9 protein-coding genes are annotated in these 25,381 nt (G+C 71.5%); 6 read left to right on the top strand and 3 right to left on the bottom strand.

Translation table 11 applies throughout. The annotated features are described in order from the left end of the window. A partial coding sequence (locus ACTWQJ_RS16925; RefSeq protein WP_443307463.1) for a glycoside hydrolase family 127 protein occupies positions 1-1,810 on the top strand: 1,810 nt, incomplete at its 5' end. A 61-nt stretch (positions 1,811-1,871) separates the two neighbouring features. On the opposite strand, the gene ACTWQJ_RS16920 is transcribed toward ACTWQJ_RS16925, so the two are convergent. Both ACTWQJ_RS16920 and ACTWQJ_RS16915 read right to left on the bottom strand, forming a co-directional pair. Next, a complete protein-coding gene (locus tag ACTWQJ_RS16920) occupies positions 1,872-2,357 on the bottom strand; it encodes a DUF4396 domain-containing protein (protein WP_443307462.1) in 486 nt (161 codons plus the stop codon). 300 nt (positions 2,358-2,657) lie between these two features. Beyond that, a complete protein-coding gene (locus tag ACTWQJ_RS16915) occupies positions 2,658-3,605 on the bottom strand; it encodes a methionyl-tRNA formyltransferase (protein ID WP_443307461.1) in 948 nt (315 codons plus the stop codon). Between the two features lie 242 nt (positions 3,606-3,847). Here ACTWQJ_RS16915 and ACTWQJ_RS16910 point away from each other — a divergent pair, with 242 nt between their 5' ends. The 5 genes from ACTWQJ_RS16910 to ACTWQJ_RS16890 all read left to right on the top strand — a co-directional run bounded on the left by ACTWQJ_RS16910 (position 3,848) and on the right by ACTWQJ_RS16890 (position 23,404). Then, positions 3,848-5,203, top strand: coding sequence for a lysine N(6)-hydroxylase/L-ornithine N(5)-oxygenase family protein (locus tag ACTWQJ_RS16910; protein WP_443307460.1), 1,356 nt, complete (start codon positions 3,848-3,850; stop codon positions 5,201-5,203). 102 nt (positions 5,204-5,305) lie between these two features. Then, positions 5,306-6,361, top strand: coding sequence for an iron-siderophore ABC transporter substrate-binding protein (locus ACTWQJ_RS16905; protein ID WP_443307459.1), 1,056 nt, complete (start codon positions 5,306-5,308; stop codon positions 6,359-6,361). 104 nt (positions 6,362-6,465) lie between these two features. Then, positions 6,466-7,506 carry an iron-siderophore ABC transporter substrate-binding protein gene (locus ACTWQJ_RS16900; RefSeq protein WP_443307458.1) on the top strand — a complete coding sequence of 347 codons (1,041 nt, stop codon included), beginning with the start codon at positions 6,466-6,468 and terminating at the stop codon, positions 7,504-7,506. A gap of 149 nt (positions 7,507-7,655) precedes the next feature. Continuing rightward, positions 7,656-23,198 carry an amino acid adenylation domain-containing protein gene (locus ACTWQJ_RS16895; protein WP_443307457.1) on the top strand — a complete coding sequence of 5,181 codons (15,543 nt, stop codon included), beginning with the start codon at positions 7,656-7,658 and terminating at the stop codon, positions 23,196-23,198. Continuing rightward, positions 23,195-23,404 (top strand): MbtH family protein, encoded by a 210-nt coding sequence (locus ACTWQJ_RS16890; protein WP_443307456.1) that lies wholly within the window; start codon positions 23,195-23,197, stop codon positions 23,402-23,404. The genes ACTWQJ_RS16895 and ACTWQJ_RS16890 overlap by 4 nt, the downstream gene beginning before the upstream one ends. Before the next feature lie 652 nt (positions 23,405-24,056). Here the strand turns inward: ACTWQJ_RS16890 and ACTWQJ_RS16885 are convergent. Further along, positions 24,057-25,381, bottom strand: a 1,325-nt coding sequence (locus tag ACTWQJ_RS16885) for an ABC transporter ATP-binding protein (protein WP_443307455.1), incomplete at its 5' end; no start/stop codon positions are given.

The raw sequence follows: 25,381 nt of genomic DNA, 5'->3' as shown, positions 1-25,381 counted from the left end.
GACCAACGCCACGGCGACCCTCGAGCACTGCGAGCAGTGGATGGAACGCCTGGGCTGGCTCGCCAACTTCGACCGGGTCGCCGACGGCACGACCGGACCCGACCGGGCCGGCTGGTCCTTCGCCGACTCCGAGGTCTACAAGCTCATCGAGGCCCTGGCGTGGGAGTACGGCCGTTCGGGCGATCAGGTCCATGACGACGCCGTGCGCCGGCTCACCGCACGCATCGCCCGCGCCCAGGACGCGGACGGCTACCTCAACACCTGCTTCGGGCACACCGGCCGGCAGCCCCGCTACAGCGACCTGGAGTTCGGCCACGAGCTGTACTGCACCGGGCACCTGCTGCAGGCCGCCGTCGCCCGGCTCCGCACGACCGGCCCGGACGAGCTCGTGGCCGTCGCCCGCCGGGCCGCCGACCACGTCTGCGACACCTTCGGCCCCGACGGGCTGCAGGGCATCTGCGGCCATCCCGAGATCGAGGTCGGACTGGCCGAGCTGGGGCGCGCGCTGGGCGAGAGCCGCTACGTCGAGCAGGCGCGGCTGTTCCTGGACCGCCGCGGGCACGGCACCCTGAAGGACATCCCGCTCGGCCGCGCCTACTTCCAGGACGACGTGCCGATCCGCGAGGCCGACACCTGGCGCGGCCACGCCGTGCGCGCGCTGTACCTGTCGGCCGCCGCCGTCGACGTCGCCGTGGAGCAGGACGACCAGGAGCTCCTCGCCGCCGTCGAGCGCCAGTGGGCGAACGCGGTGGCGCGGCGCACCCATCTGACCGGCGGCATGGGTTCCCGGCACCAGGACGAGGGGTTCGGCGAGGACTGGGAGCTGCCTCCGGACCGCGCCTACTGCGAGACCTGCGCCGGCGTGGCCTCGGTCATGGTGTCGTGGCGGCTGTATCTCGCCACCGGAGACGTCCGGTACGCCGACCTCGCCGAGCGCACCTTCTTCAACATCATCGCCACCTCGCCGCGTTCGGACGGGCGGGCGTTCTTCTACGCCAACCCGCTCCAGCAGCGGGTGCCCGGCGCGGCCTCCGACGACGACGCCGTGAGCCCCCGCGCCGAGGGCGGTTCCCGCGCCGCCTGGTTCGACGTGTCGTGCTGCCCCACCAACGTCGCCCGCACGCTGGCCACCTGGCACACCTACCTCGCCACGGCCGGGCGGCACGAACTGACGCTGCTGCAGTACGCCGGCGCCCGGATCGAGGCCGAGCTGGGGGACGGGCGGTCCGTGTCGCTCGAGGTCGAGACGGACTACCCGCGGGACGGTCTCGTGACCGTGCGGGTCCTGCAGGCGTCCGAAGGGCCGGTGACGCTCCGGCTGCGCGTGCCCGCCTGGGCCCGGGGCGCCGAGCTGGACGAGGGCGGGCGCCGACGCCCCGTCCCACCGGGCCTGGCCGTCGTGGACCGCGAACTCGAGCCCGGGGAGGAGATCCGGCTCCACCTCCCGATGACCCCGCGCTTCACCTGGCCGGATCACCGCATCGACGCCCTCCGGGGCTGCGTCGCCGTCGAACGCGGCCCGCTCGTGTACTGCGCGGAATCCGTCGACCTCCCGGACGGCACCGAGCTCGACGATCTGACAGTGGACACCCGCGCAGCGCCCATGGACCACGAGCGCCGCGTCACGGTCAGGGCCTCCACGAACCACCGGAACGATCCCGAACCGGCCTGGCCGTACGGGACACCGGCCGACGTACGCGGAACGGGCAGTACCGCGTCCATGGAGCTCGCCCTCGTCCCGTACCACCGGTGGGCCGAGCGGGGACCGACGGGCATGCGCATCTGGCTGCCCGTCGCCCGCCCGTCCTGAACCGCCGGCATTCCAGTCGGCAGGCGGCGCGCCGGAACGGCCCCGCCTGCCGGTCCGGTCGTCAGTGGTGGGCGTGGGCGTGGGCGTGGGCGTGGACGACGGCGTGGCCCTTGCCGCGGCCGATCATCCACTTGTTGACCGGAGTGGTGATCACGAAGGCGACCGCGAACCCGCCCAGCAGGGCCGACCAGAACAGCCCGTCGGACAGATGGGCGTCCATCGCGCCCGGGGTGAGGGCGATGATGGCGTTGTCGACGAACTCCATCACGGCGATCGAGACGGTGTCGGCGGCCAGCGCGACCTTGATCGCGCTCCGGAGGTTCAGGCCGGCCCGGAGTACCGCGAACAGCGTGAACGAGTAGCCGAAGAGGAACGCCAGCGCGATCGCCAGGACCATGGTGGGCACGTTGCCCCACAGCAGCGCCGTGCCGATGACCATGCCGAGGATCTCGCCGATGGCGCAGCCGGTCAGGCAGTGCAGCGTCGCCTTCACCGCCATGCCCCAGGACGCTCCCGCGTGCCCTGCGTGGTGCGAGCTGTGGTCCATGGCCTTCATCCCATTCCTGTCCAGCGTGAACCGTCCACCTCCTCAACGTATACCCCCCTGGGGTATTCCCTCCAGGGTTCAGGCACCTACGTGTGCAGGGCCCGGGGGTGGGGAGTCCGGCCATTGAGGGTAGGTGGGGGGCAGGACGTGTACACCCACTCGGTGAGGACGGGTGCCATGAGTGGAATTCCGCGCTGGGTCGTGCAGGCCGTCGGTGTGCTCGCGGCCCTGGCCATCCTGTTGTGGCTGGGGGCCGAGGTGGTCAGGAACTTCTGAGGGGAGGCCGGCCGGCGGATCAGGTCAGGGGTGGCTGGTCAGGTAGCCGCCCATGGAGGTGAAGTACTCCGTCGCGCCCAGCTCCCGGCCGTCCTCGGTCCGTACGCGCGTGATGGCCAGGCCGTGATTGCGGCCGGTGCGCGCGTCGGCCCCGGCGACGATCACCACGCCGTCGCCCTCGCGATAGAAGATCCGGCCGGGTGTACCGCCGTAGCGGCCCTGGGACACCACGGCGGCCAGGATCTCGAGTCGCCTGCCCTTGTGGAAGGTGAAGGCGCTGGGGTACGGCTCGGACTGGGCGCGGACGAGGCGTTCGAGGTCCTCCGCCGGCCAGGTCCAGTCGATGCGGATGTCCTCGGCGGACCGCTTGTGGAAGAAGCTCGCCTGGGACCTGTCCTGCTTGGTGAACTCCGTCTGCCCGGCGGCGATGAGGTCGAGCGCGCCGATCGTGACCGGGGCGATCAGGTCGACGGTCTTGTGGAAGAGGTCCGTGGCGGTGTCCGTCGGTCCGACCGGCACCGCCTCCTGCCGGACGATGTCGCCGGCGTCGAGTTCGTCGTTCATCATGTGGGCGGTGACGCCCACTTCGGACTCGCCGTTGATCAGTGCCCAGATCAGCGGGGAGAAGCCGGCGTACTTCGGCAGCAGCGAGTCGTGCACGTTCAGCGTGCCGTGGCGCGGCAGGTCGAAGATGCGCGGCGGGATCCACGTCCGCCAGTTGTTCGCCACGATGATGTCCGGGTCGGCCTCCTTGAGACGCTCGAACAGCTCGTCGTCGTCAGGGCGGTTGCGGATCAGCACCGGAACGCCGTGTTCCTCGGCGAGGTCGGCGACGGAGTCGCTCCAGATCTTCTCGTACGCGTGCTCGCTCTTGGGGTGCGTCACGACCAGGACCACGTCGTGTTCGGAGTCCAGGAGGGCTTGCAGGGTGCGGTGCCCCCAGGTCTGGTAACCGAACATGACGACCCGCATGGGGTTCCTCCTCAGAGCAGGGATAGACCGGCGGCAAGTAAAGCAAGGCTTACCTTGGTTTGCAACGCCTGTACACCGTGCCCCAGTTGACAGCTGCCGATGTCCGGCCGTCCGTTTTGTCCTATCGACAGCTTCACAGGTTTAGCTTAGCCTCGCCTAAGTTTGGTGAGCCGCTCCATCGGCGTGCCCACCTTCACTCTCCGCACGCTCGACAGGCGGCGGCCCCGCACGATGGGAGTGACATGTCACAGGTTCTTCCTGGTGACGCACCACCGGTCCACGACCTCATAGGCATCGGCTTCGGACCGTCCAATGTGGCCATGGCGATCGCACTCAGCGAGCACAACGCACGCGTCGGTAGGCAGGAGGCGGTCACCGCTCACTTCTTCGAGCAGCAGCCGCGCTTCGGATGGCACCGCGGCATGCTCATCGACGACGCGACCATGCAAGTGTCCTTCCTCAAGGACCTGGTGACGCTCCGGAACCCGGCCAGCGAGTTCAGCTTCCTGTGCTACCTGCAGAGCAAGGGACGGCTGATCGACTTCATCAACCACAAGAACCTCTTCCCGCTGCGGGTGGAGTTCCACGACTACTTCGAGTGGGCCGCGGCCAAGGTCGACGACATGGTCTCCTACGGCCACGAGGTCGTCGGCGTCACGCCTGTCGTCCGTGACGGAGACGTCGAGTACCTGGACGTGACGGTCCGGTCGGGGGAGGGGCTCGTGGTCCACCGGGCCCGCAACCTCGTCATCGGCACCGGGCTGCGTCCCCTCATGCCGGAGGGCGTCGAGCGCGGTGACCGCGTCTGGCACAACTCCGAACTGCTGGCGAAGGTGGATGAGTTGGAGGGCACCGCGCCCACTCGGTTCATCGTCGTGGGCGCCGGTCAGAGCGCCGCCGAGAATGTCGCCTACCTCCACCGCCGCTTCCCTCAGGCCGAGGTCTGCGCCGTCTTCTCCCGCTACGGCTACAGCCCCGCCGACGACAGCAGCTTCGCCAACCGGATCTTCGACCCCGCGGCGGTCGACGAGTACTTCGCCGCACCCGAGAACGTCAAGCAGCAGTTGATGGACTACCACGGCAACACCAACTACTCGGTGGTGGACATCGACCTGATCGACGACCTGTACCGGCAGATGTACCAGGAGAAGGTCCTCGGCACCGAGCGGCTCCGCTTCCTCAACGTGTCCCGGCTCACCGATGTCGAGGAGACGCCGGACAAGGTCCGCGCCACCGTCAAGTCCCTCGTCACCGGCGAGGAGACCACGCTGGACGCCGACGTCGTGGTCTTCGCCACCGGCTACAGCCCCGCCGACCCCCTCGGCCTCCTCGGCGAGGTCGCGGACAGCTGCCTCCGCGACGACACGGGCCGCGTCCGCGTCGAGCGCGACTACCGCATCGCGACCGACTCCGACCTGCGCTGCGGTATCTACCTGCAGGGCGGCACGGAGCACACCCACGGCATCACGTCGTCCCTGCTGTCCAACACCGCCATCAGGGTCGGCGAGATCCTGGACTCGCTCCTCGACCGGGGCCTCAAGTCCGCTTCCGACGAGGCCCGGCCGGTCGCCGACGGAATCGGCAGCACCGCTCGTTAGTCCGCCCACCGGTCCCACCCCCCCCACACCGCCGCGCCCCGCCTGGTGGCACCGCACCCGGCAGGCTTGGCAGCACTGCGCAACACCGTGAAAGGAACATCCGTGTCCACTGGTACACGCCCTGTGCTGGCGCGGTTCGCCAGATGCATCCCGCGGGTGGCCGTGGCTGCCGTCGCGGCGCTTGCCCTGACCGCCTGTGGGGGCGGGACCGACAACGCCGATGCGGGGTCCACGTCCTCCGCGTCGGCCGGCGCGGGCGCGAATTCCGCCGCGTTCCCGGTCACCGTGGAGCACAAGTACGGCAGCACGACGATCGAGGAGGAGCCCAAGAAGGTCGTCACGCTCGGCCTGTCGGACCAGGACGCGGTGCTGGCGCTCGGGATCAAGCCGGTCGGTGCCGTGGACTGGTTCAAGGAGCGGCCGTACGGCAAGTGGCCGTGGACCAAGGACAAGTGGGGCTCCGACCTGCCGGAGATCGTCGGTGAGCGCGACGACTACAACATCGAGAAGATCGCCGCGCTGAAGCCGGACCTGGTGATCGCCCAGTACTCGGGCATGAAGAAGGAGCAGTACGACACCCTCTCCAAGATCACCAAGGTCGTCGCTCAGCCCAAGGGCCACGCGGATTACGCGGCGCCGTGGCAGGTGATGACCCGGCAGATCGGCAAGGCGCTCGGCAGGGAAACCGAGACTGAGAAGCTGATCTCGGACATCGACGCGCGCTTCGAGGCAGTCCGGAACAAGCATCCGGAGTGGGCCGAGAGCACGCTCGCCGTGGCCGACAGCTTCGAGGCGGGTAAGTACGCGGCGTTCACGAAGACCGACCCCAAGGCGATCTTCTTCAACGAACTCGGCTTCGAGCTCCACCCCGAGATCGACAAGCTGGCCGAGCCGGGCTGGAACGTCGCCGAACTCAGCGCCGAGAAGCTGAACGTGCTCGACGTCGACCACCTCGTCTGGGTCACCTCCAGCACCGAGGCCGACGACCGCATCAAAGCCGAGCCGCTGTACAGGAAGCTGAAAGTCCACCAGGACAAGCGCGACCTGTTCGTCCCTTACCAGGACCCGGACATCGGCGCGGCGTTCTCCTTCAACACGGTCCTGTCGATCCCGTACGCGATCGACGAAATCGAGCCACTGCTGACCGTCATCAAGTGATCGCCCGTCCCACCCCCCACACCGCACCGCCCGCCGGTACCGCCGTCATACACGGCGGGCAGGCACGTAGCACGCACCGTGAAATCCCCGTGAAAGGAACATCCGTGTCCACTGGTACACGACCTGCGCTGACGCGGCTCGTCAGATACGTACCCCGCGCGGCCGTCGCCGTCGTCGCCGCGCTAGCCCTGACCGCCTGTGGGGGCGGGACCGACAACGCCTCATCCGAGTCCACGTCCTCGGCCGGCGCGGACGCCAAGTCCGCCTTCCCGGTCACCGTGGAGCACAAGTACGGCAGCACGACGATCGACAAGGAGCCCAAGAAGGTCGTCACGCTCGGCCTGTCGGACCAGGACGCGGTGCTGGCGCTCGGGATCAAGCCGGTCGGTGCCGTGGACTGGTTCAAGGAGCGGCCGTACGGCAAGTGGCCCTGGACCAAGGACAAGTGGGGCTCCGACCTGCCGGAGATCGTCGGTGAGCGCGACGACTACAACATCGAGAAGATCGCCGCGCTGAAGCCGGACCTGGTGATCGCCCAGTACTCGGGCATGAAGAAGGAGCAGTACGACACCCTTTCCAAGATCACCAAGGTCGTCGCCCAGCCCAAGGGCCATGAGGACTACCAGGCGCCCTGGCAGGACATGACCCGGCAGATCGGCAAGGCGCTGGGCAAGAAGGACGAGACCGAGAAGCTGATCTCGGACATCGACGCCCGCTTCAAGGCCGTCCGCGACAAGCATCCCGAGTGGAAGGGCAAGACGGTCGCCGTCGGCGAGCCCTACGAGCCGGGCAAGTTCTCCGCGTTCTCCCCCAACGATCCCAAGGTCATCTTCCTGACGGAGATGGGTTTCACCACCTCCGAGAAGTACCGCAAGGCCCTCGGCAAGGAGAACATCGCCGATCTCAGCGTCGAGCGCCTCGACGTCATGGAGGCCGACCGCACGGTGTGGCTGGGCACTCCTGACACGGAAAAGGCCATGAAGGCCGACCCGCTGTACAAGAAGACCAAGGTGTACCAGGAGAAGCGGGACCTGTTCCTGCCGTACGACAGCCCGGACATCGGCGCCGCGCTCTCCTTCAACACGGTGCTGTCGATCCCGTACGCCATCGACCAGGTCGTACCGATGCTGGAGGCCATCAAGTAGGCCGGGCGGGGTGCCGCCCGCCGGCACCTGTCCAGGCTCCAGCCCGACCCGCCCGCCCGGTGGCCTTTCCGCACCCGGCGGGCGCGGCTCGCAACGCGACGACCCACCACTGACGTATTGCCAGGGACCATCAGGAAGGGCCACGAACGATGTTTGACGCCGAGTCGGACCGGACAACCGCGTCCGGTACACCCGTCACGGGCGGGCAGTCCGGCATCTGGCTTGCCCAGCAGATCGAGCCCGACGGCTCGGCCTACAACGTCTCGTTCGTCCTGAAGCTCCACGGTGACATCGACCTCGACCGCCTGACGGCCGCCATCCGGCAGGCCACCGAGGAAGCCGAAAGCCTGCACGTGCGGATCGTCGCCGAGAAGGGCGTACCCCACCAGGTCCCCGCGCGCTTCCCGGTCGACGTCCCCCTCGTCCACCTCAGCGGCGAGCCCGACCCCGAGGACGCGGCCCACCGGTGGATGGAAGCAGACCGCGACCGCCCCGCCAACCTCGCCGAAGGCCCGCTGTTCGCCCAGGTGCTGCTCCGGCTCGCGGACGACCGCGTCTGGTGGTACCAGCGCTACCACCACATCGTCGTCGACGGTGTCGGTATCGCCCAGATCGCCCGCCGCGCCGGCGACCTCTACACGGGCGACGACGAAACCCCGGACGACGACAAGGTCCCCGCTCCGGACTGGGCGCTCTCCCGGCTGGTCGACGCGGACACCGCCTACCGTGCCTCCGAGCGGTACGCGGAGGACCGCGCGTACTGGCTTGAGCGGATGGCCGACCGCCCGGAGCCCGTCCGGCTCGTCGAGCGCGCCTCGGCACCCATGCAGCGGCGCATCCGCCGTACGACAGAACTCCCGGCTCCGGTCGCCGCCCGGCTGCGCACCGCCGCAGCCGACGCCGACGTGCGGCTCTCTCGCCTTCTGGTAGCAGCCGTGGCCGCCTACCTGCACCGCGCCACCGGCGAACAGGACCTCGTCCTCGGCCTGCCCGTCACCACCCGGCAGGCCCCCGCGACCCGGCACATCCCCGGCATGGTCTCCAACATCCTGCCGCTGCGGGTCACCGTCCGCCCGGAGATGACCGCAACCCAGCTCCTGGCCGCCGTCCATGAGGCCATCGCCGAGACCGTCACGCACAGCCGTTACCGGGCCGAAGACCTCGCCAGGGACCTGGGACTGGTCGACGGAGTGCAGGAACTCGTCGGCCCCACGGTCAACATCCTGCCGCGCGACGGGAGTCTGCGCTTCCGGGATCTCGAAGCCGACCTCGTCCCGCTGTGGCTCGGCCCGGTCAGCGACCTGGCGATCACGATCGAGGACTTCGATGTCGACCCCGGCCTGCGCATCCACTTCGACGCGGACGCTGACGTGTGCGACGAGCCGACGCTGGCGGAGCACGAGCGGCGCTTCCTCATGCTGCTCCACGCGTTCGCCGGGGAACTGTCCCGCCCGGTCGCGCACCTGGAGCTGGTCTCCGACGCGGAACACGCCCAGCTGCTCGGTGAGTTCGGCGTGGCGCCCCGTAAGGTGCCCGAGCTGTCCTGGCCCGCCGCCTTCGAGCAGCAGATGCGCCGTACCCCGGACGCCGTCGCCCTCGTGTGCGAGGACCGGGAGCTGACGTACGCGGAGCTCAACGCCGCCGCGAACCGCCTCGCCCGGCTTCTGGCCGCCCGGGGCGTGGGCGGCGAGGACGTCGTCGCCGTGGCGCTGCCCCGTTCGCCGGAACTCGTGGTCTGCCTGCTGGCCGTGATGAAGGCCGGAGCGGCATATCTGCCGCTGGACGCCGACCACCCGCAGGACCGCATCGCGTACATGCTGGGCGACGCCGGCGCGCGGACGGTCGTGACCACGCGGGAGCTGTCCGCCGACCTGCCGGAGATGCCCGGTGTCGAGCGGGTGTTGCTGGACGAGCCGTCCACGACCGGCGAGTTGGCCGCCCTGGACCCCGCCGACCTGGGCCTCACCATCGCCCTGGACCAGGCCGCGTACATCATCTACACCTCGGGCTCCACCGGCCGCCCCAAGGGCGTCGTGGTCTCGCACGACGGTGTCGGCAGCCTGATCGCCACCGCCACCGACCGCATCGGCATCACCGCCGACAGCCGGGTGGTGCAGTTCGCGTCCGTCGGCTTCGACGTGACGGTTTGGGACCTGATCATGTCGCTCTGTGTCGGCGGCCGGATCATCGTCGTACCGACGGAGCGCCGTGTCGCCGGTCCCGCCCTCACCGACTACATCGCACGGCACCGCGCCACCCACATGATCCTGCCGCCGTCGCTCGTCTCGGCGCTGCCGCAGGACTGCGAACTTCCCGACGGGGCTGTGCTGATCGTCGGTACCGAGGCGGTCCCCAGCGAGCTGATCGCCCGCTGGTCGGGGCGGCTGCAGGTCGTCGTCGCCTACGGGCTCACCGAGGCGACCGTCAACTCCACCCTGTGGATCGCCGACCCCGACCGGCCCGGCGCCGCGCCCATCGGCGTCCCCGACCCCAACACCCGCGTCTACGTGCTCGACTCGGCCCTCCGCCCGGTTCCGGTCGGAGCCGAGGGCGAGCTCTACGTCGCCGGGCGCGGCCTCGCCCGCGGGTACCTGGGCCGACCGGGGCTCACCTCGGAGCGCTTCGTCGCCGACCCGTTCGGCGCCGAGCCGGGCGCACGCATGTACCGCACGGGCGACCGGGTGCGCTGGACCACGGACGGCAACCTCGAGTTCCTCGGCCGGGCGGACGGCCAGATCAAGATCCGCGGCCATCGCATCGAGCCGGGGGAGATCGAGAGCGCCTTCATGGCCTGCCCTGGTATCGCCCAGGCCGCCGTCCTCGTCCGCGAGGACCACCGGAACGTCAAGCGGCTCGTCGCCTACCTCGTGGCTGAAGCCGGTACGGACGCTGACGCCGCCGTGGCGGAGGCGCGTACCCGGATCGCGGACACGCTGCCGGACTACATGGTCCCGTCCGCCCTCGTCCGCCTCGACGGCCCCCTGCCGCTCACCCCGAACGGCAAGCTCGACCGCCGTGCCCTGCCCGAGCCGCAATGGACCGCGATGGCCGGCGACGACAAACCCACCACCCCCGCCGAGACCGCGCTCGCCAGGCTGTTCGCTCAGGTGCTGGGCCTGCCGTCGATCGGCGTCCACGACAGCTTCTTCGAGCTGGGCGGTGACAGTATCGTCGCCATCCAGCTCGTGGGCCGCGCCCGGGAGGCCGGGTACGCCATCAGCCCGCGCGAGGTGTTCCGTCACCGCACGGTCGCGGCGCTGGCGCGGCTCGCCGGAGACAGCGGCAGGGAGGGCGCTGCGAAGGGCCGGAGCGGGCACCTGCCTGCTCCCTTCTTGCTCGTCGCGCTGAGCGAGGCCGAGCGTGCCGAGTGCGTCGCGGCTGTCCCGGACCTCGTCGACGCCGTCCCGGCCACGCCGCTCCAGGAGGGCTTCTACTTCCACGCCTCCGTCGACGAGGGCGGCGCCGACGGCTACACCGTGCAGGACACCGTCGACCTCGCCGGTGACGTCCACCCCGCGGCCTTGCGAGCCGCCGTACAGCGCCTCCTCGACCGCCACCCGCTGTTGCGCGCCGCCTTCCACCAGCTCCCGGACGGCAGAATCGTCCAGCTCATCGGCGAGCGGGTCGAGCTGCCCTGGCGTTACGCCGACCTGTCCGGTCTGGACGCCGAGCGGCAGGCCGCTGCCGCCGTCGAGGTCGCGCGGGAGGAGTGGGCGGCCGGATTCGACCTGGCCGTGCCGCCCCTGCTGCGGGCCGCGCTGATCCGGTACGGCGCCGAGCGCTCCCAGCTCGTGCTGACACTGCATCACATCGTGGTGGACGGCTGGTCGGTGTCGCTGCTCATGCGTGGGCTGCTGAACGGCTACCGGCCCGGCCAGGCCGAGGTGCAGAGGCCGCAGGAGGACCCGGCGTACCGGGCGTACGCGGGCTGGCTCGCCTCCCGCGACACCGACGGTGCACTGGGTGCGTGGCGCGCGGCGCTCGCCGACTTCGACGGCCCGACCCGGCTGCCCGTAGCCGGGGCGGACACGGGGGAGCGTTGTACGGGCACGATCACCGTGGAGCTGTCCACTGATGAGACCGCTGACCTCGCGGCCCGGGCCCGGCAGCTGGGGCTGACGCTGAGCAGCGTGGTCCAGGGCGGTTTCGGCCTGCTGCTCGGCGATGTCGTCGGCTCCCGCGACGTGGTCTTGGGCACCACCGTCTCGGGCCGCCAGGCCGCCGTCGAGGACGTCGAGACCCTGGTCGGCCTCCTCATCAACACGCTTCCCGCGCGGCTGCGGTGGCGTCCCGAGCAGTCGCTCGTGGACGTCCTCGCGCGCTTCCAGGACGAGCAGGCGGAGCTGCTGGACCACCAGCACGTGGGGCTCGCTCAGATCCAGCGGGCCGTGGGGCGCGGCGACCTGTTCGAGGCGCTGGTCGTCGTGGAGAATCTGCCCGACGCGGGCGAGCCGTCCGATCCGACGGGACAGGTCCGCATCACCGGCTCGCACATCCGCGACGCCGTCCACTATCCGCTGGCCCTCACCGTCCTGCCCGGCGAACGGCTCCGGCTGCGACTCGACCACGACCCGGCCCGCCTCGACGCGGCGGCGGCCCGCCGGTTCGCCGACCGTCTCAAGGGGCTGCTCGGCCAGCTCGTCACCGACCCGTTCCGCCCGGTCGCCCGGCTCGCCACACTCCCGGCCGGCGAGCAGCACGCCACCCTCGACCGGCTGACCGGCGCCGTCCACGCCCTGCCCGACGACACCGTGCACGCGGCCTTCGCCCGGCAGGCCCACCGCTCGCCAGACGCGACCGCACTGGTCCACGAGGTCGGGCGGACCACGTACGCCGAACTGGACGCCCGGGCCGAGGCGCTGGCGCACCGGCTGCTCGCCCAGGGTGTGACGCCCGAGTCCGTCGTCGCCGTCGCCGTGCCTCGTTCGGCCGAGACGGTCGTCGCCCTGCTCGGCGTACTCAAGACGGGCGCGGCCTACCTGCCGGTCGACGTCGACTACCCGGCCGACCGGGTGCGCTACATGCTCACCGACTCCGGGGCGCGGACCGTCGTCGTCACCGCCGCGTCCCGGACCCGGCTGCCCGAGCTTGAGGGCGTTGCGCACGTGGTACTCGGCGAGGAGACGGCCGCTGCACCGGAGACGACGGTGGCCGTGCCGGTCCACCCGGACAGCGCCGCGTACATGATGTACACCTCCGGCTCCACCGGCCGCCCCAAGGGCGTGATCGTGCCCCACCGCGCAGTCGTCGGCCAACTCGCCTGGACCGCTGAGCAGTTCGGCTACGGACCAGGGGAGCGGGTCCTGCACCAGTACTCGACCAGCTTCGACCCGTCCGTCCTGGAGATCTTCACCCCGCTGCTCACCGGCGGCACCGTCGTGATCGCCCGGCCGGACGGGCACCGCGACCCCGCGTACCTCATCGAGCTCATCCGCCGCGAGCAGGTCACCAGCCTCGATCTCGTGCCCTCGCTGTACGGCGCCCTGCTCGCCGAGGACGAGGCAGGACAGTGGTGGACCACCCTGCGCCGCGCCTTCAGCGGCGGCGAGGCGCTGCCCGTGCCGCTGGCCCGGCGCTGGCGGGAGCGTACCGGCGTTCCGCTGTTCAACGTGTACGGCCCGACCGAGGCCGTCATCCAGGTCACGAGCTGGGAGGCCGGTTCCGGCCTCCAGGACCGGGGTTCGGTGCCCATCGGGCGACCCGTGTGGAACACCCGCCTCTACGTCCTCGACCGCTGCCTCCGCCCGGTCGCGGAGGGTGAGCCGGGCGAGCTGTACATCGCGGGCGCGCAGCTGGCCCGCGGCTATCACGGGCGCGCCGCGCTGACCGCGGAGCGTTTCGTCGCCGATCCGTTCGGCGGTCCGGGGGAGCGGATGTACCGCACCGGAGACATCGTTCAGTTCGGTGGAGACGGTGTGCTCACCTATCTGGGGCGCACCGACCACCAGGTCAAGATCAGGGGTAACCGGGTGGAGCTCGGGGAAATCGAGGCCCGGCTGCGCGACGAGCCGGCCGTCGGCGAGGTCGCGGTCGTGGCCCGCGACGACGAGCGGGGAGTCAAGCAACTGGTGGCCTACCTCGTCCCGGCCGCCGGCGCCAACTTCGACATCGAGGCCGTACGGGCCGCGTTGAGTGGTTCGCTGCCCGCACCGATGCTGCCCAGCCACTTCGTACGGCTGGACGCGCTGCCGCTCACCCCCGGCGGCAAGGTCGACCACAAGGCGCTGCCCGCCCCCGAGGCACGCAGGCTGCAGAGTCGTACCGCTGTCGCACGCGAGGGCCGCGAGCGGCAGCTGTGCGCCATCTTCGCCGAAGTCCTCGGCATTGACGCCGTCGAGGCGGACGAGGACTTCTTCGTCCTCGGCGGCGACAGCATCCTGTCGATGGCGGTCTCCAGCCGCGCCCGCAAGGCGGGCCTGGCGGTGACCCCGCGTGACGTCTTCGAGCACCGCACCCCGGCTGCTCTGGCGGCGACCCTCACCGGCACCGGCACGGAGCACAGCGCCCCGGCCGAGGCCGCCGCCTCCGACGGCGTCGGTGATGTGCCGCTGTTGCCGATCGTCCACCAGCTCCGCGAGGACGGCGGCACGATCAACCGCTTCAACCTGTCGATGCTGCTGCAGGCCCCCGCCGGCGCCGACACCGAGAAGCTGACCCGGGTCCTCCAGGCGGTCCTCGACCACCACGACGGCCTGCGGCTCACCCTCACCCGTATGGACCTCGGCCCGGCCATCCCGGCGCTGTGGTCCGCCCAGACCACCGCCCCGGGCACGGTCGATGCCGCCGCGCTGCTCCGCCGCGTCGACGTACGGGACCTCGATGACGCCGCTCTGCGGGCGGCCATCGGCGACGAGTCCGACGCCGCCGCGAACCGCCTCGACCCCGACAACGGGGTGATGGTGCAGGCCGTGTGGTTCGACGCCGGTACGCACCGTCCCGGACGGCTGCTGCTGGTCGTTCACCACCTGGTGATCGACGGTGTGTCCTGGCGGATCCTCCTCGGCGACCTGGCCGCCGCCTGGGACGCCGTCGTACGGGGTGAGCGGCCGACCCTCGAACCGGTCCCCACCTCCCTGCGCGGCTTCGCCCGCAAGGTCGCCGAGCAGGCCACCTCGCCGCAGCGGCAGGCCGAACTGCCGTACTGGGCCCAGACCCTGGCCCCCGGCGCCGAACTGCTGCCCGCAGCCGGCCGCACCGGCACGTCCGGCGCGGCACGGGAACACCTCGTCACCCTGCCCGCCGAGGAGACCCGGGCGCTGCTGACCGCTGTGCCCGCTGCGGCCGGCGCCGATGTCACCGAGGTCCTGCTCGCCGCGCTGCGGCTGGCTGTCACCCGCTGGCGCGCACACGGCGGTTCGGCCCCCGACGGCGACCTGCTGGTCGACCTTGAGCGGCACGGCCGCGACGGCACCGACGCCGACCTGTCGCGCACCGTCGGCTGGTTCACCAGCCTCCACCCCGTACGCCTGCCCGCTGTCGCCGCCGACCCGCTCGACACGCTCAAGCAGGTCAAGGAGTCCGTGCGGTCCGCCCCCGACTCCGGTGCCGGGTACGGCATGCTGCGCTACCTCAACCCGCAGCTCGCCCCGGTGTTCGCCCAACTCTCCACCGCCCAGGTGCTGTTCAATTATTTCGGCCGCCTCCCCGCCGAGCAGAGCAGCGACTGGGCGCCGGCCGTCGAGTCGGACGCGCTGTGCGTCGAGCCCGACGCCGACCTCGCCCTGCCGTACCCGCTCCAGGTCAACGCCGTCTGCGCGGACACCCCGCAGGGCCCCGAGCTGCGGGCCACCTGGACCTGGCCGGAGGGCGACGTGCTCACGGCCGAGGACGTGCAGGCCCTCGGCCGTGCCTGGGCGGACGCCCTGCGCGAGCTCGTCGTCCGTACCGGGACGCCCGGTGCCGCGCCGTCCCTCACCCCGTCGGACGTGCCGCTGGTCACCCTCACCCAGGCCGACATCGACCGGATCGAGCAGGTCAGCCCGGCGCCCGTCGCCGACATCTGGCCGCTGTCGCCGTTGCAGGAAGGCATCTACTTCCACGCCAGCTACGACACCTCAGCCCTCGACGTCTACACCGCGCAGGACACCTTCGACTTCGGCCACCGGCTGGACGCCGACCGGATGCGCGCCGCCTGCGCGACCCTGCTGCGCCGCCACCCGAGCCTGTGCGCCGGTATCACCAGCGACGGCCTGCCCGAGCCGGTCCAGTTCGTCGCCCGGGCCGCCGACCTGCCCCTCCCGCTCACCGAGGTCGACCTCACCGGCCTGACCGAGGACGAGCGGCAGGCACGGCTGGCGGAGATATCCGACACCGACCGGCGGCAGCGGTTCGACCTGGCCGCGCCCCCGCTGTTCCGGCTCACCCTGATCCGGCTCACCGACACGACCGACCGGTTGATGCTCAGCCACCACCTCGTCGCGTGGGACGGCTGGTCCCAGTCCCTCTTCCTCGACGAGCTGTTGGAGCTGTACGCGGCGGCCGGCGACGACAGCGCCCTGCCCGCTCCCGGCAGCTACCGGGACTACCTGAGCTGGCTCGCCGACCGGGACTTCGACGCGGCCCGCGAGAGCTGGCGGCGGGCCCTGGCCGGGCTGGACGAGCCGACGCTCGTCGCCCGCGAGCGCGGTGACGAGCCGACCATCCCCCGCCGCCGCACCCTCAGCCTCGGCCGCGCACTGAGTGACCGGCTGCGCTCGTCGGCCCGCGAACACGGGCTCACTCTCAACGCCGTCCTGTCCGCCGCTTGGGCGCTCGTGCTGTCCTCCACCGTCGGCCGCGATGACGTGGTGTTCGGCGCCACCGTCGCGGGCCGCCCGGCCGAAGTGCCGGGTGTGGACGGCACGATCGGCATGTTCCTCAACACCGTGCCCCAGCGGATCACCCTCGACCCGGCGGAGCCGGTCGGTGACCTGCTGCGCCGCATCCAGGCGGAGCGGGTTCCCCTGATGGACCACGAGTACCTGGGCCTCGCCGAACTCCAGCGCGTGGGCGGTCACCCGACGCTCTTCGACACGCTGTACGTCCTGCAGAACTTCGCCGACGAGGGCGCCTTCACGCGGCTGACCGAGCGGCACGGCATCACGGGCGTGGGCAGCGTGGACGCGACCCATTACCCGATGACGCTGATCGTCAACCCGGCGGAGACCGTCCAGGCCAAGCTGGAGTACCGGCCCGACCTGGTCGACGACGAGCGGGCCGAGGCCACGCTGGACCGCTTCGGCGCCCTCGTCGAGCGGCTCGTCGGCGACCTGACCACGCGCGTCGGATCCCTGGACCTGCTGCTGCCCGGCGAGCGGGAGTCCCTGACCGCCGAGTGGGCCGGCAGCCGCGAGCCCGTGCCCAACGAGACCATCGCGGACATGCTCACGGCCCAGGTCGCCCGCACGCCGGACGCGGTGGCCCTGGTCTTCGGCGAGCGCGCGCTCACGTACGCGGAGTTGGACGCGCACATCAATCGGATCGCCCGGCTGCTGCTGACACGGGGCGCGGGCCCGGAGAAGGTGGTCGCCCTCGCGTTGCCCCGGTCCATCGACATGGTGGCCGCGCTGTTCGCCGTCCTGCGCACGGGTGCCGCCTACCTGCCGCTGGACCTGGACCACCCGGCCGACCGGCTGCGGCTGATGGTCGAGGACACCGGCCCGCTGTGCCTGGTGTCCACCACGGCCGTCGCTCCGACCCTGCGCGGGGAGGACGGTCCCGTCGCGCCCGAACTCCTCCTGGACGACGAGTCCGTGGCCGCCGAACTGGCCGCGCTTCCGGGCGAGGAGATCACGGACGCCGAGCGCCCGGCCTTCGCGCACGACGTATCGGACCGCCTGGAGTACCCGGCGTATGTCATCTACACCTCCGGCTCGACCGGCCGCCCCAAGGGCGTCGTCACCCCGTACCGGGGCTTGACGAACATGCAGCTCAACCACCAGAAGGAGATCTTCGACCCGGCCATCGCCTCGGCGGGCGGGCGGCGGCTGCGCATCGCGCACACCGTGTCCTTCGCCTTCGACATGTCCTGGGAGGAGCTGCTCTGGCTCGTCGAGGGACACGAGGTGCACGTCTGCGACGAGGAGCTGCGCCGCGACGCCGAGGCCCTGGTGGCCTACTGCGACCGGCACCGCGTCGACGTGGTCAACGTGACCCCGACGTACGCCCAGTTGCTCATCGAGGAGGGCCTGCTCGACCGGGACGAGACGGCCGGGAAGCACCGGCCCGCCCTCGTCCTGCTCGGCGGCGAGGCTGTGTCCGACACGGTGTGGAGCACGCTGCGCCGCACCGAGGGCACCTACGGCTACAACCTGTACGGGCCGACCGAGTACACGATCAACACGCTCGGCGGCTCCACCACCGACAGCGCGACACCCACCGTCGGCCTGCCCATCCGCAACACCCGCGCCTATGTGCTCGACGCGATGCTGCGGCCCGTCCCGCCAGGCTGCCCCGGCGAGCTGTACATCGCCGGCACCGGCCTGGCCCGCGGTTACCACGACCGGCCCGGCCTCACTGCCGAGCGGTTCGTCGCCGACCCGTTCGGCGAGCCCGGTGAGCGGATGTACCGCACGGGCGACCTCGTACGGCAGCGGCCGGACGGCCTGCTGGACTTCCTCGGCCGCACCGACGACCAGGTGAAGATCCGCGGCTACCGGATCGAGCTGGGCGAGATCTCCACGGCGCTGTCCTCGCACCCGGAGGTGGCCCACGCCGCGGTGGTCGTGAACGAGACCGCGGGGACCAAGCGCCTGGTGGGGTACTTCGTACCGGAGGACGGCACGGAAGCGGGCGAGGACCTGCTCCAGCGGCTGCGCGACCACCTGAAGGCCGGTCTGCCGGACTACATGGTCCCCGCCGCGCTGGTCCCCGTGGAGACGCTGCCGCTGACCGTCAACGGCAAGCTAGACGTCAAGGCGCTGCCCGCCCCGGACTTCGGCGGCACCGGCACCAGCCGCCCGCCGCGCACGCCGCAGGAGGAGACGCTCTGCGCGCTCTTCGCGGAGGTGCTCGGGCTGCCCGAGGGCAGCGTCGGCATCGACAGCGACTTCTTCGACCTGGGCGGCCACTCCCTGCTGGCCACCCGCCTGGTCAGCCGCGCCCGCACCGCTCTCGACGCCGAACTGGCGATCCGGGACCTGTTCGAGGCGCCGACCGTCGCCGAGCTGGTGGAGCGTGCGGCCCGCTCGGACACCGCCGCCCGCCCCGCGCTGACGGCAGGGGAGCGCCCCGAGGAGCTGCCGCTTTCCCACGCCCAGCAGCGGCTGTGGGTCATCCAGCAGATCGAGTGCACCTCGGCCGCGTACAACTTCCCGCTGGTGATGCGGTTGCGCGGTGCCCTCGACAAGGACGCGTGGCGCAGGGCACTGGCCGACGTGACGGCCCGTCACGAGGCGCTGCGGACGGTCTTCGCCGAGCGCGACGGCCAGGTGTTCCAGCGCGTCCTGCCCGCCGAGCAGGCGCACCCGGTGGTGGAGCACGTCAGCGGCTCCGAGGACGAGGTGCCTGGCATCGTGGACCAGGCCGTCAACCGGCCGTTCGACCTCGCCGTCGAACTGCCCCTGCGCGCCACGATCGTGGAGCTGGCACCCGCCGACCACGTCGTCGTCCTGCTGCTGCACCACATCACCACCGACGAATGGTCGGACCGGCCCTTCCTGCGCGACCTCGCCACCGCCTACGCCGCGCGCCTCGACACCGGCGAGGCCCCCGACTGGGAGCGGCTGCCCGTCCAGTACGCCGACTACGCGCTGTGGCAGCAACGGCTGCTCGGCGACGCCGCCGACCCGGGCAACCTGGCCGCCCGGCAGCTGGAGTACTGGCGTACGACGCTGGACGGCGCGCCCGAGGAGCTGGAGCTGCCCGCCGATCGCCCCCGGCCCGCACGTCCGGCGTTCTCCGGCGCCGAGCTGGACATCGAGTTCGACGCCGACGTCCACGAGGGGCTGAAGCGGCTCGCCCGCGAGACCGGCGCCAGCATGTTCATGGTCGTGCACGCGGCCGTCGCAGCCCTGCTGCACCGCATGGGCGCCGGGACGGACATCCCCCTGGGCGCGCCCATCGCCGGGCGGAGCGACGAGGCGCTTGACGATCTGGTCGGCTTCTTCGTCAACACGCTCGTGCTGCGCACGGACCTTGGCGGCGACCCGAGCTTCAGCGAACTGCTGGCCCGGGTCCGGGAGACCGACCTGGCCGCGTTCTCCCACGCGGACGTCCCGTTCGAGTCGGTCGTGGAGAAGCTCAACCCGACCCGGTCCCTCTCCCGCAACCCGCTGTTCCAGGTGATGGTCGGCTACCACGCCCGCACCGGCGAGGGCCTGGAACTGCCCGGACTGCGCGTGGAGTACGTGCCGTTCCGGATCAGCTCCGCCAAGTTCGACCTGGTGTTCAGCTTCACCGAGCACCTGGCCGCCGACGGCGACGCGGGCTCCCTCGCCTGCCGTCTGGAGTTCGCGACCGAGCTGTTCGACCACGAGACCGCCGAGCGGATCGGCGACCGGCTGCGCAGACTCGTCGTCGCCCTCGTCGCCGCGCCCGAGCGGCCCGTCTCGCAGGCGGAGATCCTCTCCGACGACGAGCGGCGGCAGGTCCTGGAGGGCTTCAACGCCACCGCACGCGAGGTGGACGAGGCGTCCCTGCCCGCCCTGTTCGCCCAGCGGCTCGCCGAGCAGCCCGACGCGGTCGCCGTGGTGGAGCGGTCCCGCTCGGTCACGTACGCACAGTTGGACGCCCGCTCCAACCGCATCGCCCGGCTCCTCGCCGCACGCGGTGTCGGCGCCGAGAGCGTGGTGGGTGTGGCCGTGCCACGGTCGGTCGACATGGTCGCCACGGTGCTGGCCACGCTGAAGCTGGGCGCCGCGTTCCTGCCGCTTGACCTGGCCCACCCCGCCGACCGCCTCGCTTACATGATCGAAGACGCCGGCACGGCGCTGGTCGTCGGTACCGAACCGGTGGCCGGGAAGATCCCAGGCGTGGCAGGCACACCAGTGGTGCTGCTGGACGCCCCGCAGACGACCACTGAACTCGACCGGCTGCCCGAGTCCCCGGTGGAGGGCGACCCGGTCGCCCTGGACCAGGCCGCGTACGTGATTTACACGTCCGGTTCGACCGGCCGCCCCAAGGGCGTCGTCGTCCCGCACGAGGGCATCTCCAGCCTGGTCGCCACCGCCGTCGACCGTATGGGCCTGCAACGCGACAGCCGGGTGCTGCAGTTCGCGTCCATCGGCTTCGACGTCTTCGTCTTCGAGCTGTCGATGGCCCTGTGCCACGGCGGACGCCTCGTCCTCATCACCGACGAGGCCCGGGTCGCGGGACCGGCGCTCACGGACTTCCTCGCGGACCAGCGGATCACCCACATGATCCTGCCGCCGTCCCTCGTGTCGGCCCTGCCGCCCGGCTGCGAGCTGCCCGAGGGGTCCACCGTCCTGGTCGGCACCGAGACGGTGCCGCCGGACCTGTTCGAGCGCTTCGGCACCACCGCCCACCTGATCTGCGCGTACGGTCTCACCGAGGCGACGGTCAACTCCACGCTGTGGCCCTCCCGGCAGCACGGCGGCCGCCCGGCCGGCCGGGTGCCGATCGGCCGGCCGGACCCCAACACCCGTGCCTACGTCCTGGACGAGCACCTGCGGCCCGTGCCGCCGGGGGTGGTCGGGGAGCTCTACGTCTCCGGTCGCGGCCTCGCCCGCGGCTACCTCGGCAAGGCCGCCCTGACCTCGGAGCGGTTCGTCGCGGACCCGTACGGCCCGCCCGGCAGCCGCATGTACCGTACCGGCGACCGCGCGCGGTGGCGGGCGGACGGCAACCTCGACTTCCTCGGCCGGGTCGACACCCAGGTGAAGGTGCGGGGCTTCCGGATCGAGCTGGGCGAGATCGAGGCGGCGCTGACCTCGCACCCGTCGGTGGCCCAGGCCACCGTGGTGCCCGACCGCGACGGCGACATCGTCCGCCTGGTCGGCTACGCGGTCCCCGAGGCGGGGGACCTCGACCCGCTGGAGCTGCGCGCCCATGTGGGCGGGCAGCTGCCCGAGTACATGGTTCCGGCTTTGATCGTGCCGCTGGACGGCCCGCTGCCGCTGACCCCCAACGGCAAGCTGGACCGCAGGGCACTGCCCGCACCGGACTGGTCCGCGATGACCGGGGACGCCCGGCCGGCCACCGAGACACAGGCCCGTCTCGCCGAGCTGTTCTGCGAGATCCTGAAGCTGGACAGCGTCGGCGTGCACGACAACTTCTTCGCACTCGGCGGCCACTCCATGGCCTCCATGCGGCTCCTGGGCCGTATCCGCGCCGAGTTCGACGTCGAGCTGAGCATCCGGGACGTCTTCGACGCGCTGACGGTCGCCGGTATCGAGGCCAAGCTGGAGGGCGCGGCCAAGGCCCGTCCGGCCCTGCGTCCGGTCGAGAACCGTGAGGAAACGTGGGCGGTGGCCCCGGTCCAGCGCCGGCAGTGGGAGGCGTACCGCCGCAACCCGGCCTTCGACCACGCGCTGGTGCTGCGCTCGCCGGGCGGACTGGACGCGGAAGCGCTGTCCGCGGCGCTGGCGGATGTGGCAACGCGCCACGAACCCCTGCGTACTGCCTTTGAGGAGCGCGAGGGCGCGGTGTTCGGGCGGACCGCGGAGCAACCGACCCTGCGACGGGAGGACTGCGCGGACCTGGACGCCCGCCTGGCCGAACTGGCCGCCGGCACACCGGGGCTGGAGCGGGAGGTACCGCTGCGGTCCCACCTGCTGTCCGCTGAGGACGGCGAACAGGCGCTGCTGCTGACCACGCACTACCTGGCCGTGGACGAATGGTCCGTAGTGCCGCTCTTCCGTGACCTCACCACCGCGTACGCGGCCCGTACGCAGGGCCGGGCACCTGAGTGGGAGCCGCTGCCGGTCTCGTACGCGGACTACACGCACTGGGCGAGCAAGGTGCTGGGCGATCTCAGCAACCCGGAGAGCCGGGGCGCCCAGCAACTGGCGTACTGGCGGCAGACGCTGAAGGACGTACCGGCCCAGCTGGCCCTCCCGGCGGACGGCAGCGCACGCTCCTCCTCGCCGGGCGGCGGCCATGTGGGCTTCGTCCTGGACGATGAGCTGCACGCGGCCGTGGACGACCTGGCCCGGGCGACCGGCACCAGCATGTTCATGGTGCTCCACTCGGCCCTGGCGGCGCTGCTCACCGCGCACGGCGCGGGTACCGACCTGCCCATCGGCACGATGGTCGCCGGGCGCACCGACGACCAACTGGCCGACCTGGTGGGCTGCTTCCTCAACACGGTGGTACTGCGCACCGACACGGCGGGCGACCCGACGTTCGCGGAGCTGCTGTCCCGCGTGCGGGAGACCACGCTGAGTGCCCTGGACCGTCAGGAGGTCCCGTTCGAGGAGGTCGTACGGGCGACCGGCATGCCGCCGCGGGGCCCCCAGGTCATGGTGATCCACCATGAGCAGGCCGACTTCGGGCAGTTGGAGGGCGGCATGGGCTCCTTCCACGCCGTACCGACCGGATCGGTGCGTGCCGAGCTGACGCTCAGCTTCTACGAGCCGCAGGGCGAGGGGCCGGTGCACTGCGAACTCATCCACTCGACCGCCCTGTTCGGAACCGCGAAGGCCAGGCGCTTGGCCGACGAACTTCACAGGCTGCTGCAGACCGTTGCAGCCGACCCGGAACAGCCGCTGTCGGAGCTGTTCACCGCCATGTCCACAAGGAGTGACGACGCATGACCACCAACCCGTTCGAGGACCCGCAGGGCCGCTTCCTGGTCCTGGTCAACGACGAGAACCAGCACTCGCTGTGGCCGTCCTTCGCCGAGGTACCGGCCGGGTGGCGTGCCGCCTTCGGTGAGGACACCCGCGAAGCCTGCCTCGCCTATGTCGAGTCCCACTGGACCGACCTGCGCCCGGCGAGCCTGATCGCCCAGCAGGGCTGATCCGGCCGACAGGCCGTCGCCGTCGTCGGAGAGGCGTAGATCGACTCTCCGGCGGCGGCCATCTGTCATTCGCCCACGGCGCCGGCCAGACCAGCCGGCTCAAGGGCGTCGTCCGACACCCGGTTGAAGCACCCGGCCGCCGTGAGAGTGGCATGCGAGAGCTGCGTCTCTCCGAGACAGGACTCGAGCAGCCCGCCGCCGAGCCGTTCGGCAAGGGCGTTCGTCTGGGCGTAGTGATTGGCCGGGGTTGCTCGGTATGACCGCGTCCCGAACGGCGTCGGCGGCCTCCGCGTCGTCCCCGTCCCGGACGAGCCACTGGAGGTGGGCGACGTACTCGACCATCAGGCGCCGATTGGGCGCGGTCTCGGGCCAAGCCCCTTGCTGTGCAGGGTGACTACGGCGGCGGCCTGTCGGTGCAGGGCGGCGCAGGAGCGTGGTCCGCGACTCCCCGGACCAGCAGCGTGGTCAGAGCCTCCAGGCCAGGTACCGCCAGCCTGTTGAGCTCTTCCATATCAACGGTCATGCGTAGAGCGTCCCGCATGTCCTGCCTCTTGTGCGCCAGAGTTTCCGCGCAGGGACCAGGAGCGCCGACCTCAGGCGATGCACGGCACTCTCTTGATGTCGGCGCGACGCGCCGACGTCGGGCGGCAACTCACCGGAGTCGTTGCTCCGCTCCGCCCTCCGCCCCCTGCCGGCTGTCTGCCCACGCCGCCCACAGTGCGGCGTACCGCCCGCCCGCCGCGGCCAGTTCCTCGTGGGTGCCGGTCTCGACGACCCGGCCCTCGTCGAGGACGACGACGCGGTCGGCTGTCGCTGCCTGGGGCAAGCGATGCGCCACCGTCAGACCTGTGCGGCCCTCCAGTGCTTTCAGGGCGGCGGTCTCCAGGACGCGGGCGCCGGCGCTGCCCGCGTCGGCGGTGGCCTCGTCCAGGATGGCGATCGGCGGGTCGGCGAGGACGAGGCGGGCCAGTGCCAGCTGCTGGGCCTGGGACACCGTCAGCCGGTGGCCGCCCTCGCCGACGACCGTGGCCAGCCCGTCGGGCAGTGCCTGAGCCCATTCCAGGGCCCCCACCGTCGCCAGGGCCGCCCGCAGTTCCTCATCGGTGGCCTCCGGCCGGGCCAGCCGCAGGTCTTCGGCCAGCGATCCGGCGAAGACGTGGACCTCCTGGCTGATGAGCGTCACGGCGCGGCGGACGCCCGCGGGGCCGAGCTCCCCGGCGTCGACGCCGCCCAGCGTGATCGTGCCGCCGGACGGCTGGTGGATACCCGCAATCAGCTTGGCGAGGGTGGTCTTGCCGGCTCCGCTCGCCCCCACCAGGGCGACCCGTTCCCCGCTGCCCACCTCCAGGTCGACGTCGCGCAGCACCGGGTGGCCGGACACGTAGTGGTAGGCGAGTGAGGAGACCTTGACCGAGCCGTCCACCGGTACGGCCCGGCCGTCGGGCTCCGGTTCGCCGGCGAGGTTCGACACGCCGACCAGGCGGGCGAGGCTGGCGCCCGCCGACTGGGCGTCGTCGAGGAGGAACAGCGCGGCGTTGACCGGGTTGAACAGGCTGTGGAAGTACAGGGCCGCCGCGGTCGCCGTGCCGATGCTCACCGAGCCGCCCTCGACCAGCATGAAACCGGTGACCAGCACCCCCGACAGCCCGATGAACTCGGCGAGGTTGAGCCGGGAGAAGAACCCGGTCACCGTGTGAATGCCGCGCAGCGCGAGGTCGACGGCCGACCTCGACCGCTGCTCCAGGAGGTCTGCGTGCACGCGGTTGAGCCGGAAGGCGCGTACGGTGCGGACGCCGCCGACGCTGTCGAGGAGCTGGTGCTGGAGCGCGCCGGTGGCCACTCGGTGCTCGGCGTACACGGGTGCGGCCCGGCGCACGTACCAGCGCACGGACAGCACCTGGACCGGCACGGCCAGCAGTACGGCGAGCAGGAACCGCCAGTCCAGCACGGCGAGTCCGACGAGTGTCAGGACAATGA

This window comes from Streptomyces sp. KR55, assembly GCF_052245645.1.
Lineage (GTDB): Bacteria > Actinomycetota > Actinomycetes > Streptomycetales > Streptomycetaceae > Streptomyces > Streptomyces flavusporus.
Note: the sequence above shows the minus strand (reverse complement) of the source record. Positions and strands in the feature narration are given on the sequence as shown.